A 12,941-nucleotide genomic window follows, 5' to 3' on the forward strand; every position below is an offset into this window, starting at 1 on the left:
CCCCAGAGGCGCGAACTTGGCATACCGGACCAGCTCCCGGACTTCCTCCACGGTCTCCACGCAGGGGACCACCACACCCTGGGCACCCACGTCCAGCAGCCGCAGCACTGCCGTGCGGGAGATCTCATTGGCCCGGGCCAGGGCCGTCAGGCCTGCGCCCTGGGCGGCGGCGATCTGGGCCGCAGCGGATTCGATCCCGGCGGGGGAGTGCTCCGTGTCCACGATCACATAGTCCAGTCCGGTATAACGCAGGCTCTCCACCGCCAGGGGGCTGCCGATGGCGGAGAAGGTTCCCAGGCTCTGGCGGCCCTGGTGAAATTTTTCTAAAACAGTATTTTCCATAGCATCCGATCCTCCTGAAAATCATTGATTCTATTATACCCCCCGGAGGATGCCTGTCAATTCCGGAGCAGCGGGCAAAACCCTCCAAAAATCATGCCAAAAACAGCAAAAGGGTTGGCCCAAAGGCCAACCCTTCGTACTGATATGGAGAGTGCGGAAGGACTGCTTACAGCTCGCAGAGCTTGAGGAGCTCCTCCCAGTTTTTGTCCACTTCCTTCTGGACCTCTTCGATCATCCACTCGTTGCCGGGCTTGAACATGTGGGCAAAGCGGCCCTGCATCTTCAGGTACTCCTCCACCGGCAGCTTGTTCTTGGGCTTGTAGCTGAGGATGTACTTGCCCTCAACCACCTCGTACAGCGGCCACACGCAGGTTTCCACCGCCATCTTGGTGACCTCCATCAGCTTCTCGCTGGGATACCGCCAGCCGCGGGGGCAGGGCGCCATCACGTTCAGGAACGCCGCGCCGGGGGTGTAGATGGCCTTGTGGGCCTTCTCCGTGATGTCCTTGAAGTTTCCGATGAACGTGGTCTGGGCCACATAGGGGATGCCGTGGGCCACCATGATCTTCGTCAGGTTCTTCTTCTGCTGCATCTTGCCGGGGATCACCGTGCCCTGAGGCGTGGTGGTGGTGTCGGCAAAGTGGGGGGTGGAGGAGGAACGCTGGATGCCGGTGTTCATGTACGCCTCGTTGTCGTAGCAGACATACACCATGTCGTGGCCGCGCTCCATGGCGCCGGACAGGCTCTGGAAGCCGATGTCGTAGGTGCCGCCGTCGCCGCCGAAGGCGATGAACTTGTACGTATCATCCAGCTTGCCCCGCTTCTTCATCGCCCGGTATGCCGTCTCCACGCCGGAGATCGTGGCCGCCGCATTTTCAAAGGCGTTGTGGATGAAGCTGTCCTTCCACGCCGTGTAGGGGTACATGAAGGTGGAGACCTCCAGGCAGCTGGTGGCGGAGCACACCACCGCCTTGTCCTCCGGGTTCAGGGCACGCAGCACCGTCCGCACCGCGATGGGAGAGCCGCAGCCCGCGCACATTCTGTGGCCGCCGGACAGGCGGTCCTCTTTCATCAGGTTTTCTTTCAGACTATATGCCATGACTGTTTTCCCTCCTTATTCCCGGACGTCCAGGTAGCGATAGGTCTCGCCCACCTCGCCGGTGGCCGCGATCTTCTCCAGCTCCGCGAACACGTGCTGGATGCTCTCCACCCGCACGTCGCGGCCGCCCAGGCCGTAGATGTAGTTGATGCCCTTGGGGCCGCTGATGCCGGCGGCATACAGGCTGGCCGTCACCTCCGCGAACATGGGGCCGCAGTGGGCGTTGAAGCTGTCGTCCTTGTCCATCACGGCGAAGGCCTTCACGTTCTTCAGGGCTTCGCAGATATCCTCACTGGGGAAGGGACGGAAGGAGCGGACCTTGATCTGGCCCACCTTCTTGCCCTGGGCCCGCAGCTCGTTGATGGCCTCCTTGGCGGTGCCGGCGGAGGAGCCGATGATGACGATGGCCTCCTCAGCGTCGTCCATCATATAGGTCTCGATCAGGCCGTAGGTCCGGCCGGTCATCTCGCCGAATTCCTTGCCCACCTTGCGGATCACGTCCTTGGCGTCCATCATGGCCTGGGCCTGCTGCCGCTTGGCCTCCATGTAGTACACGGGCGTGGCGTAGGCGCCCACGGCCATGGGCTCGCCGGGCTTCAGCAGCGCGTGGGCGGGCTTGTACTCACCCACGAACTCCTTGACCTTCTCTGTCTCCACCAGCTCGATGTTCTCGATGGCGTGGGAGGTGATGAAGCCGTCCTGGCACACCATGATGGGCAGGCTCACCGCCTCCGCGATCCGCATGGCCTGCAGGTAGTTGTCGTAGGCCTCCTGGTTCGTCTCCGCAAACAGCATCAGCCAGCCGGCATCCCGCACGCCCATGGCGTCGGAGTGGTCGTTGTTGATGTTGATGGGGCCGGACAGGGCGCGGCAGGAGACGGCCAGCGTGATGGGCAGCCGGTCGGAGGCCGCCACGTACAGCATCTCCGTCATGTAGCACAGGCCGCAGGAGGAGGTGGCGGAAATGGCACGGCAGCCGGCAGCCTCCGCGCCGATGCAGGTAGACATGGCGCTGTGCTCGCTCTCCACCGCGATGAACAGCGTGTCCACTTCCCCGTTGTCCACGTATGTAGAGAAGTACTGGGGGATCTCCGTGGACGGCGTGATGGGATACGCGCCCATCACATCCGGGTTGATCTGCTTCATGGCATAGGCGACCGCCTCATTGCCGGAAAGTCTTTCTCTGATTCCCATTGTTCCTTCCCCTCCTTATTTCTCGTCCTTGACCATAGTGATGGCCCCGAAGGGGCAGGTGTTGGCGCAGATGCCGCAGCCCTTGCAGAAGAAGTAGTCGAAGTCCTCCCGCTTGCCCTCGCCGTTCACCGGGATGGACATATCCGGGCACACCGGTGCGCACAGCAGGCACTGCCGGCACTTGTCCCAGTCGATCACGGGCTTCATGGTCCGCCAGTCGCCGGTCTCCACCACGCTGGACGTGCCGCCCTCATAAATGTTGCAGCCCGGGGTGATGTCCTTCCAGGTCACGTCCGGGGTCATATCCTTCGCCAGATGGCTCATCCTACCTGCACCTCCTCCAGAGATCTCTTCAGCGCCCGCATGTTGCCCTCGATGACCTGGGGCTTGCTGGCGAACTTGTGCTTGAAGGAGCCCTCCATATCCTTGATGAACTCCTCCTCCCCGATGACGCCGGACACCCTCACGATGGCGGCCAGCATGGGGGTGTTGGGGAAGTTCTTGCCCAGCTCCTCCTCGCTGATCTTACCGGCGTCGATGGTGCAGACCCGGCCCTCATAGCCCTTCAGCAGGGGCCGCAGCTCCGCGGGGGACTTGCTGGAGTTGATGACGATGGCGCCTTCCTTCTTCAATCCGGCGGTCACGTCCACGGCGGACAGCAGGGTCTCATCCACGACCACCACATAGTCCGGGAAGTAGATGTTGGAATGGACGGTGCTCCGCTCGGAGCTGATCCGGTTGTAGGCGGTGATGGGCGCGCCCATGCGCTCGGGACCGTACTCCGGGAAGCCCTGGACATACTTGCCCGTGTTGAACGCCGCGTCCGCCAGCAGCAGCGACGCCGTTTTGGCGCCCTGGCCGCCCCGGCCGTGCCATCGGATCTCTACAATGTCTTTCATGCTTGATCCTCCTCGTTCGGTTTGGCCCCCAAGCGGGGGCCGTCTCGAAATTTGCCGTTTTGAGTGCTTGTCAGCATGTATAGTATAGTCCCTTTCTGCGAGGAATGTCAATTCTATAACAAATTAGACAGTATAGAAATCTGTGAATGCCAGCGGCTTCTTTTTGTTATAAGTGCGCAAATAGCTGGGGACTCTGTTCTGTATTCCTGCCTTTTTGCATAAAAAAGAGTCCTTTTTTTCGGCGCTTTGCTCGCTGGAAGTAGCATACTCCAGTATGGCTGACAGGCTGGGCAGCCGCAGCACAGTTGAAAAGCGGGTCCCGGCACCATCGTGGGCGCCGGGAGCCGCGGGATGTATTTGAAAGCCGCTTACCGGGCCGCCTGGAGCAGCTTTTCTGCAATGACCTCTACATCTTCACCGGAGGCCACAAAGTCCATGACATTGGGCAGGGAGAGGGAGCGGCGCAGCAGCGCCGTGTAGTAGCGCATCGCCCATTCCCGGCCGGTGACAGAGCAGTGCTGGATGATTTCCACAAGCTCTACCAGTTCCTCCCGGGACAGGTCGGGGATACAGGGCGGTTCCGGCGCCAGTGTGAGCCGTGCCAATGTGTCCAGGTCCGTCCAGCTCCAGTATTCCGCAAATTCCACATCAGTGTGGACTTTGCCCGTGAGAGCGGCCAGGTCCTCCAGCTCCGCGCCGGCGGTACCGGGTTCTTTGTCTGCAATGGCTGCAATCAGGGCCTCCACCGCGTCCAGCTTGCCTTCGTCGATTCGGGGAAACTCCAGTGCCTTTCTCATGGTGCGCCTCCTCTGAAATCTTAGCGTTTTCTTAACTTTACCAGAGTTTTGCAAGTTTGCCAAGACTAATCCGCTGCATGGGACTCGCAAACCGGACCTTGCATTTGAGGACGAGATGTGCTATACTGCATAATCTGAAAACAATTCTCATTTTTAAAGGAGATCAGACTGTGGAAAAGCGTATTCGGTTGTGTGCCGCGCTGGCGATGGTGCTTCTGTTGACCGCCTGCGGACAGGCTCCGGCGGAGCATGAGAGGGAAGAGCGGCTGACAGTGGTGGCTACGGTATTCCCCGCCTATGATTTCGCCCGGGCCGCCGGAGGAGAGCTGGCAGAGGTGCGGCTTCTGCTGCCGCCGGGAGCAGAGAGCCATTCCTACGAGCCCACCCCGGCGGACATTCTGGCAGTGCAGGAGTGCGATCTGTTCCTCTATCTGGGCGGCGAATCCGACGCTTGGGTGGAGACGATTCTGGAGTCCGTGGACATGCAGGGCGAGGCCCTGCGGATGGTGGACTGTGTGGACCTGCTGGAGGAGGAGACAGTGGAGGGCATGGAAGACCACGAGGGCCATGACCACGACCATGCGGAGGGGCCCGGCCTGGGAGAAGTGGTGGGCTACGATGAGCACGTGTGGACATCCCCGAAAAATGCCGCCGCCATCACCCGGGCGGTGGGGGACAGGCTGGCGGAGCTGGACCCGGCCAATGCCGGGACTTACGCCGCCAACACGGAGGGCTACGCCACCCGGATCGAGGCCCTGGACCGGGAATTCGCGGACTTCTTCGCCGGAGTGGAGGACCGGACCATGGTGTTCGGGGACCGATTTCCCCTGCGGTACTTCGCGGAGGAATTCGACATCGACTACTACGCTGCCTTCCCCGGGTGCAGCACCCAGACAGAGCCCTCGGCAGCCACCATCGCCTTCCTGACGGACAAGGTGCGGGAAGAGGGGATCCCCACGGTCTGGTACATTGAGTTCTCCAATCATCTGGTGGCGGACAGCATTGCGGAGGCCGCGGGCGTCAAGACGGCCCTGTTCCACACCTGCCACAATGTATCCACGGACGAACTGGAGGCGGGGGCCACTTACGTGTCCCTGATGGAGCAGAATCTGGAGACGCTGGGGGAGAATCTGTGATCTGAAAAGAAGAGCGCCGGGGCTGCAGCGGATGTCGCAGCCCCGGCTTTTTTATGGGAAACGGCGGAGAAGCCTTTGACAGGGGCGTGCTTCCGCCGTATCATAGGAGTCAGAGAGGAGAGATGGTATGCTGGCTTATACCTATTTGGAAAAAGGAACCTTCCGGCTGACGGACAAGCCGAAGCCTGTGCTGCGGGAACCTGGAGACGCGCTGGTCCGGGTGACGCTGTCCAGCATCTGCACCAGCGACCTGCACATCAAGCACGGCTCCGTGCCCCGGGCGGTGCCCGGTATCACCGTGGGCCATGAGATGGTAGGTGTGGTGGAATCGGTGGGTCCCGGCGTCCGGACGGTCCGCCCCGGCGACCGGGTGAGCGTGAATGTGGAGACGTTCTGCGGCGAGTGCTTCTTCTGCCGCCACGGGTATGTCAACAACTGTACGGATCCCAGCGGCGGCTGGGCCCTGGGCTGCCGGATCGACGGGGGACAGGCGGAATACGTCCGGGTGCCCTACGCGGACCAGGGTCTGACGAAAATCCCGGAGAGCGTTACGGACCGGCAGGCACTGTTTGCCGGCGACATCCTGGCCACCGGCTTCTGGGCGGCCCGCATCACGGAGATCGGGCCGGAGGACACGGTGCTGATCCTAGGAGCGGGCCCCACAGGCATCTGCACTCTGTTGTGCGTGCTGCTGAAAGCGCCTAAGCGGGTCATCGTCTGCGAAAAGGACCCGGCGCGTCTCCGGTTTGTCCGGGGGCACTATCCCCAGGTGCTGACGGTGGGGCCGGAGGAGGTGCTGGCCTTCACACAGGCCCACAGCGACCACGGCGGCGCGGACCGGGTGCTGGAGGTAGCCGGGGCGGAGGAGACCTTCCGCCTGGCCTGGCAGTGCGCCCGCCCCAATGCGGTGGTGACGGTGGTGGCGCTTTACGATAGGCCCCAGCTCCTGCCCCTGCCGGAGATGTACGGGAAGAATCTCACCTTCAAAACCGGCGGCGTGGACGGCTGTGACAGCCAGGAGATTCTGGACCTGATCGCGGCGGGAAAGCTGGACACCACGCCCCTCATCACCCACACTGTCCCTCTGCGGGATATCGCGGCGGCCTATGACCTGTTCGAGCACCGGCGGGACGGTGTCATCAAGGTGGCGGTGGACTGCAGCATGGCGTGAGGACAGCAGGACAACAGCTCCGAAGAGACAGAGAGGAGAGAGGCAGATGGATGATGGGATGCAGTGGCTGGCGGGAACGATCCTGTCGGCGGTGATCTCCAGCGTGATCACCGTGGGCTTCCTGTCCGCGCTTGTGACACGGCTGCAGATCCGGATCGACCACCGGAATAACGGGATCAAGCGGGTCTATGCCCCGGGAGAGCACAGCCGAGCACTGAAAAAGCAGCTGGCAGAGGCACGGGCGATCCAGCTTCTGGCATTGTCCGGCTATGGGTTCACCCATGCATACAGACGCATCCTGACCGACTGCGTGGCCAGGGGCGGGACAGTGGAATACCTGCTGGCGCAGCCCGGAACCGCCTATATGAAAGATGCGGCTGAGATCGAGGGCAGAGGGGCGGACTCCATCTCCGAGGAGGTCGGGGAGACCCTGAAGCTGCTGGAGGCCATCCGGCGGGACGCCGCGGAAAAGGCAGGGAAGCAGAAAGCGGAGCCGGGCAGAGTTCTCGTCAGGTATTTTCACACGGAGATGCGCGAACAGCTGATTCTCTGTACGGATCAGAGCGGGCGGCGTACGGCCTGGCTGTCGCTGCTGATCCCGCCGCTTCCGGCGCTGGAGTGCAACATGATCGAGTACAGGGACGCGGAGGACTGTGTGGATTATTATGAGGCCGTGAAGAGGCGCAGTGAGCCTTGCCCAGTCGCCGTCCCCGGCAGGATGCACGGAAAGGACTGAGACACCGGGCGCAGGCCGGTCCTCACCAGGCTATGCGGCGGTACTCGATGGCCCTGCACTGGCGGACCACTTGGGCACAGAGAGCGTTGTAAAATTGGAGATACTGTTTCTTGGCCTGGCGCTGGGCGCGCTGCTTCTCCTGAAACAGCCGCCACTGAGGGCAGGTCTTGTGGCAGCCCTCCCGGTAGGACGGACAGCCGGTTTGGCAGGGCAGCATGGGACATTCCTCCGATCTCGGATATTCTCCGCCCGGACACGGCCGGGGCAGGACTCTGCTGTCAGTGTAGTCTTTTTCCCAACGGCCTGCCACCTTGAAATGGTAAAGCGGGGGTAAAACCTCTGCGCAGGCGGAAAAACGGGGCTTGACAACCCCCGCGGTGGCATGGTAAAGTATTGGCTGTTCATCGGAGGGCTTGTGGCCGCAGTCACAAAGCCGGATAAGATGCTGGGGGGCGCCCGGTTTCTTGTCCGGCTTTTTTTCGCGCCTTTCCGGAGTTGAGGAGGGACATCATGGAAACAGAACAGACCTTTACACGGGGGCCGATCCTGTCGACCCTGCTGAAATTCGCCCTGCCGGTGCTGCTGGCTCTGCTGCTGCAGGCCATGTACGGCGCAGTGGACCTGCAGGTGGTGGGCAAATTCGGCACTGCGGCGGACATCTCGGCCGTCTCCACCGGTAGCCAGATCATGCAGACCGTGACCATCGTCATCACAGGTCTGGCTATGGGCATCACGGTCCTGCTGGGACAGAAGATCGGTGAGGACAGGCCGGAGGAGGCGGGGGCGGCTGTGGGCAGCGGCATCTGCCTGTTTCTGGTGGTGGCAGTAGCTGCCACAGTGGCGTTGGAGCTGGCGGCACCTCAGCTGGCAATGCTTATGCACGCCCCGGCGGACGCCTTTGACGGCACGGTAGAATATGTGCGGATCTGCTCCGGCGGCGCGGTGTTCATTGTGGCCTACAACCTTTTGGGCAGTATCTTCCGGGGGATCGGAGATTCCCGGGTACCGCTGATCACTGTGTTGATTGCCTGTATTCTGAATATCGGCGGCGACCTGCTATTGGTGGGGGGCTTCGGCCTGAATGTGGCTGGCGCAGCCATCGCCACAGTCTTTGCCCAGGCAATGAGCGTGGCGCTGTCCCTGCTGCTGATCCGTGGAAAGCACTTGGCCTTCATACTCCGGCGGCAGGACATCCGGTTCGACGGTGCCATCATTGGACGGATTCTGAAATTGGGCAGCCCGGTGGCGCTTCAGGACCTGCTGGTGAATATCACCTTCCTGGTGATCATCGCCATCGCCAATTCTATGGGCACCATTCCCTCCGCCGGGGTGGGCGTGGCGGAGAAGCTGTGCGCCTTCGTCATGCTGGTGCCCTCTGCCTATATGCAGTCCATGTCCGCCTTCGTGGCGCAGAACATCGGCGCCGGGCTGGAGACCAGGGCCCGGCGGGCGCTGCTGTACGGCGTGCTGTCCTCCCTGATGGCGGGCCTCCTCATGGGCTGGGCGGCATTCTTTCACGGAGATGTGCTGGCGGGTATTTTCGCGGACGACCCGGCGGTGATCGCCGCCGCCTGGGAGTATCTCAAGGCCTACGCCATTGACTGCCTGCTTACCAGCTTCCTGTTCTGCTTTGTGGGCTTTTTCAACGGCTGCGGGCAGACGCTGTTCGTCATGGCGCAAGGAATGGTCGGGGCCCTGGGGGTCCGGCTGCCGGTGGCGCTGCTGGTGAGCCGGGCGGCGGACAGCTCTCTGTTCCATCTGGGGCTGGCCACCCCTGCCTCCACGGTGGTGCAGATTTTCCTGTGCGGAATCTGGTACCTGCGGCGCTCCCACCGGCTGAACCGGCTGGGGCTGATACGGAAATAAAAGATGCCCCGGCACCTTCGTGCCGGGGCTTTCCAGCGTGCCTGTCCGCAGGCAGCGGGACGGAATCATTGGAGTGCAGGACAGAAGACCTGCACTTGTCCCTTTGCCGGACAGGCTCAGTAGTTCCGCTCCATCTCCTGGATCTGCTGGTACAGCCAGTCGTTGACAGGGACGGAAATGCCGTGTTTGGCGGCCAGCCGGCGAATGGTGCCTGCAAACAGCTCCACTTCGCTCTTCCGGTGGTTTTTGCCGTCCTGCCGCATAGAGGTCTCACCGTTGGAGGGCAGGTGGTCAATGATGTCCACCCATGCGGCCACGTCCTTCTCAGAGAGCGGGACGCCCTCTGCATTGGCCACGGCGGCCACCTCCCGCATGGCGCCGATCATGGTGTCCCGGGGCTTTCCGGGCACCTGCAGCGGGCCGTAATCGCACTGGAACACCAGGGCGGCCTGGTTGCAGCCGGTGTTGCACAGCAGCTTGCTCCACATGTGGGTGCGGATGTCCGCCGGTACGACATAGGGGAAGCCGATGCTGTCAAAAAACGCGGTGAGCCGCTGGAGGCGGCTGGTGTCCTCCCCGGCGGGGACGCCTACTGCCAGTTCCCCAATGGGGTCGCAGACGACGCGGTTGCCCTCCTTCTTGGCGGCCATCCGCTCCGCCACGCACCAGACCACATGCTCCGGACCAAAGGCATCTCCCAGGATCTCCTCGCTGGAGATGCCATTGAGGACCGAGATCACGAGCGTGTCCGGTCCCACCAGGTGGCGGCAGGTCTCGATGGCGTTCTGCAGACCGCCGAACTTGACGGCGAACAGCAGTAGGTCCACCGGCTCTGTGCGAGCGGCGGCATCGGTGTAATTGAAATTGCAGGGTGCGTCGTTGTACCAAAAGCCCTGCTTCCGGTAGCGGGCGATCCGTGCGCCGTCTGCCAGAACGGGGACCTGCTCCTTGCCGAGCGCCCGTGTGAAGAGCGTGGCGTACAGGACGCCAAGGGAACCCAGGCCGATGACGCCGGCTGTTTGAATGGGTTTCATCAATCATTCCTCCTGTTCATCAAAACAGGGCGGCGGAATGCTCCGCCGCCCCTGTTGCTTACGCGATCCGAGCCAGCCACCGCAGATCGTAGGGCTCAAACACGACCTTTTCATAGGCGTCCACATCCAGGGGCGTGCCGTCCCAGTCGGAGTGGATGTCGCCGTTCTGCTTGATGAGGATGTCGTAGAGGATGTCGTAGGTGACGCCGCTCACCGGGTCCGTCTCCACGATGGTGGAGTAAGGCAGCGTCTTGTGGTATGTCAGCTCCATTCCCTTGTAGTCGAAATGGAAGCCGCAGCGCATCCGGCAGCCGTCCAGTCCCGTGTACCGGGCCACCTTCTTCAGATCCTGGAGGATTTTGTCCCCCTCCTCCTCATAGAGGTTCTCCGGTGTGGTGGCGGTGTAGTCGAACCGGAACTGAATGGAGGCGCCCGGGAGCTTGCGGAACCGCTCCATATAGGGCACCAGCTGTTCGGCGGGATAGTTCTTGTACAGCACGCAGTTCACCCGGAAGGGCACCGGCAGCTTGGAAAGCAGGCCGTCGTTGGATTCCACCACATAGTGCTGCATGTGGCGGGAGACGTTGATGCAGGTGATCTTGTGTCTGTTCCGCTCCGCAAATGCCAGAATGTCCGCCTCGGACTGGTGCTCGGAGACGGGAAGGGTGGTGTTGATATATACCTTGTGGGTAGTGGGGATTTTGTCCAGCATCACCTGGAGGGACTCCAGGTTGGCGAAGGGCTCACCCCCGGTGAAGACGAAGTCGCAGTCGGGCGTGATGGCGTCCATCCGCTCGATGCTCCGGCAGATCTTCTCCAGGGAAAACCCTGTCATATCCGCATACTCGCCTTTATTGATGCAGAAGGGGCAGTGGTTCTTGCAGTCGTAAGGGACAAAGATCGTCACCGTGGCGCCGCCCTCCCGCGTCTTATAGGGATGTTTCATATCGATCGGCCTTTCAGAGTAAAATGGAAAATCCGTGAAAAAATGGTCTCCAAAAACCGCGTTGAAGGTCTTGCAGACAATGTTATATTTTAAAGGATTTTTCAACAGAGGTCAAGAGTAAAAGGGAAATTCCCCGTGAGAAACTCCGAAAAAACGCTGACACTTCTGGAAAACCTGCACAAATCCCGCCTGCAGCGCCGCCCCAGTGGAAAGATGCCGGTGAAGGCAGGGCTGTACATTTCCCGGAGAAAATGCTATAATAACAAACTATGCAATTGTGTTTCAAGAGAGGAGGCGGACCCATGGAGATTCTGCAGGGGCTGCTGGACAACCTGACGGCCCTGCTGGCGGCACATCCGCTGGCGGGGGAGTGGTATATGGCCTTTGTGCGCTTTCTGTTTCCGGCTCTGGCCGTGCTGATCCTGTACCGGGCGGTCCGCTCTCTGCTGCGGATTCCCCACACGCCGGAGAACTGGGGCCAGCTGAGCCTGCCAAACGGCACGTCCCTGCCCCTGACCCACTGGGAGAACATCCTGGGCCGGAGCAAGACGGCGGACATCTATCTGAACTATCCCAGCATCTCCCGGCAGCATGCCGCCCTCTGCCGGGGCGAAGATGAGAACTGGACGCTGTACGACCTGGGGTCCAAGGGCGGCACGGCGGTGAATGGGGAGAAGGTGGCGTCCTCCGTTCCCGTGAAGCTGGGGGATACCATCACTTTAGGGGGCGTGCCGTTGATCTTCCTGCCTCAGACCGTGGCGGAGCGGGAGGAGCAGGAGGCGAAGCGCCGGGCGGAGCGCCCCGCCGCCATCTGGCCGTCTTTCCTGTGGCTGACGGTGTTTCAGGTGCTGGCCTGTCTGCAGCTGCTCGTGGCCGCCGGGACTGAGGCCACCATCGCCATCCCCCTGGCCTTCCTGGGGCTGACGGTGCTGATGTGGCTCTATTACGCGGCCCTGCGGGCCACTCGCTGCGTGGGCTTTGAGATGGAGACCATCGCCTTCTTCCTCTCCACGCTGTCACTGTCCATCACTGCCTCCAGTGCCCAGAGCAGTCTGTTCAAGCAGTTCCTGGCTATTTTGCTGGGGCTGGCGCTGTTTTTGGTGCTGGGACTGTTCCTGCGGGATCTCAGCCGGGTGCAGAAGAACCGCTGGCTCATGGCGGCCGCCGCCATCGGCCTGCTGGGCATCACCCTGGTGATCGGCAACTCCAAATACGGCGCCGTCAACTGGATCTCCATCGGCGGCATGTCCTTCCAGCCGTCGGAGATCGCCAAGATCTGCTATATCTTCGCTGGCGCCGCCACACTGGAGCGGCTGTTCCACAAGCGGAACCTGACCCTCTTCATCGTGTTGACAGGCGTGTGTATCGGCCTGCTGGGCCTGATGAGCGACTTCGGCACCGCGGCCATTTTCTTCGTCACCTTCCTGGTGATCGCCTATATGCGGTCCGGGGATTTCGCCACACTGTCTTTGATCTGCGGCGGCGCTGTGTTTGGAGCGGGCATCATTTTGAAGTTCAAGCCCTATATCCTCAGCCGCTTCGCCTCCTGGGGCCACGCTTGGGAGGCCGCCTCCACCACCGGCTACCAGCAGACCCGCACCATGTCCGCCGCCGCCTCCGGGGGCCTTTTGGGTATGGGGGCCGGCAACGGCTGGCTCCATAACGTGGCGGCGGCGGACACAGACCTGGTGTTCGGTATGCTGTGCGAGGAGTGGGGGCTG

At 61.8% G+C, this 12,941-nt stretch carries 14 protein-coding genes; 5 read left to right on the plus strand and 9 right to left on the minus strand.

What is annotated here, in order from left to right; translation table 11 throughout:
- The 6 genes from QVE23_RS04595 to QVE23_RS04620 all read right to left on the minus strand — a co-directional run.
- The coding region (locus QVE23_RS04595; protein WP_287967663.1) for an aldolase/citrate lyase family protein at positions 1–342 on the minus strand (342 nt) is incomplete at its 3' end.
- Between the two features lie 166 nt (positions 343–508).
- Positions 509–1,441 (minus strand): thiamine pyrophosphate-dependent enzyme, encoded by a 933-nt coding sequence (locus tag QVE23_RS04600; RefSeq protein WP_021748588.1) that lies wholly within the window; start codon positions 1,439–1,441, stop codon positions 509–511.
- A gap of 15 nt (positions 1,442–1,456) precedes the next feature.
- Positions 1,457–2,635 (minus strand): pyruvate flavodoxin/ferredoxin oxidoreductase thiamine diP-binding domain protein, encoded by a 1,179-nt coding sequence (gene porA, locus QVE23_RS04605; protein ID WP_021748587.1) that lies wholly within the window; start codon positions 2,633–2,635, stop codon positions 1,457–1,459.
- A 15-nt stretch (positions 2,636–2,650) separates the two neighbouring features.
- Positions 2,651–2,959, minus strand: a complete 309-nt coding sequence (locus QVE23_RS04610; RefSeq protein ID WP_021748586.1) for a 4Fe-4S binding protein — start codon at positions 2,957–2,959, stop codon at positions 2,651–2,653.
- Complete coding sequence (locus QVE23_RS04615; RefSeq protein ID WP_021748585.1) at positions 2,956–3,534, minus strand: 2-oxoacid:acceptor oxidoreductase subunit gamma family protein; 579 nt, start codon at positions 3,532–3,534, stop codon at positions 2,956–2,958. Before QVE23_RS04615 ends, QVE23_RS04610 begins: the two co-directional genes overlap by 4 nt.
- A gap of 368 nt (positions 3,535–3,902) precedes the next feature.
- Complete coding sequence (locus QVE23_RS04620) at positions 3,903–4,331, minus strand: hypothetical protein (RefSeq protein WP_287967664.1); 429 nt, start codon at positions 4,329–4,331, stop codon at positions 3,903–3,905.
- A gap of 170 nt (positions 4,332–4,501) precedes the next feature.
- Between QVE23_RS04620 and QVE23_RS04625 the strand changes: the two genes are divergently transcribed.
- The 3 genes from QVE23_RS04625 (at position 4,502) to QVE23_RS04635 (ending at position 7,374) form a co-directional block, all read left to right on the plus strand.
- The gene (locus QVE23_RS04625; protein ID WP_287967665.1) at positions 4,502–5,467 is read left to right on the plus strand and encodes a metal ABC transporter substrate-binding protein; all 966 of its coding nucleotides are present in this window, start codon (positions 4,502–4,504) and stop codon (positions 5,465–5,467) included.
- 127 nt (positions 5,468–5,594) lie between these two features.
- Complete coding sequence (locus tag QVE23_RS04630) at positions 5,595–6,638, plus strand: alcohol dehydrogenase (protein WP_287966981.1); 1,044 nt, start codon at positions 5,595–5,597, stop codon at positions 6,636–6,638.
- Between the two features lie 46 nt (positions 6,639–6,684).
- Positions 6,685–7,374: a hypothetical protein gene (locus QVE23_RS04635; RefSeq protein WP_021748580.1), complete on the plus strand. Its 690-nt coding sequence runs from the start codon at positions 6,685–6,687 to the stop codon at positions 7,372–7,374.
- Between the two features lie 22 nt (positions 7,375–7,396).
- Here QVE23_RS04635 and QVE23_RS04640 read toward each other — a convergent pair whose 3' ends face one another.
- On the minus strand, positions 7,397–7,591 hold the full coding sequence (locus QVE23_RS04640) for a hypothetical protein (RefSeq protein WP_021748579.1): 195 nt from the start codon (positions 7,589–7,591) through the stop codon (positions 7,397–7,399).
- A gap of 293 nt (positions 7,592–7,884) precedes the next feature.
- Here QVE23_RS04640 and QVE23_RS04645 point away from each other — a divergent pair, with 293 nt between their 5' ends.
- Positions 7,885–9,240, plus strand: coding sequence for an MATE family efflux transporter (locus QVE23_RS04645; protein ID WP_287967666.1), 1,356 nt, complete (start codon positions 7,885–7,887; stop codon positions 9,238–9,240).
- Between the two features lie 116 nt (positions 9,241–9,356).
- Here the strand turns inward: QVE23_RS04645 and QVE23_RS04650 are convergent, their stop codons facing one another.
- Both QVE23_RS04650 and QVE23_RS04655 read right to left on the minus strand, forming a co-directional pair.
- Positions 9,357–10,274, minus strand: coding sequence for a ketopantoate reductase family protein (locus QVE23_RS04650; protein ID WP_287966980.1), 918 nt, complete (start codon positions 10,272–10,274; stop codon positions 9,357–9,359).
- A gap of 58 nt (positions 10,275–10,332) precedes the next feature.
- Positions 10,333–11,220: a 4Fe-4S cluster-binding domain-containing protein gene (locus tag QVE23_RS04655; RefSeq protein WP_025544173.1), complete on the minus strand. Its 888-nt coding sequence runs from the start codon at positions 11,218–11,220 to the stop codon at positions 10,333–10,335.
- 302 nt (positions 11,221–11,522) lie between these two features.
- On the opposite strand from QVE23_RS04655, the gene QVE23_RS04660 reads away from it, so the two are divergent.
- A partial coding sequence (locus tag QVE23_RS04660) for an FtsW/RodA/SpoVE family cell cycle protein (protein WP_287967667.1) occupies positions 11,523–12,941 on the plus strand: 1,419 nt, incomplete at its 3' end.

This window comes from Oscillibacter sp. KLE 1728 (assembly GCF_934833455.1).
In the GTDB taxonomy this organism is placed as follows: Bacteria; Bacillota; Clostridia; order Oscillospirales; family Oscillospiraceae; genus Oscillibacter; species Oscillibacter welbionis.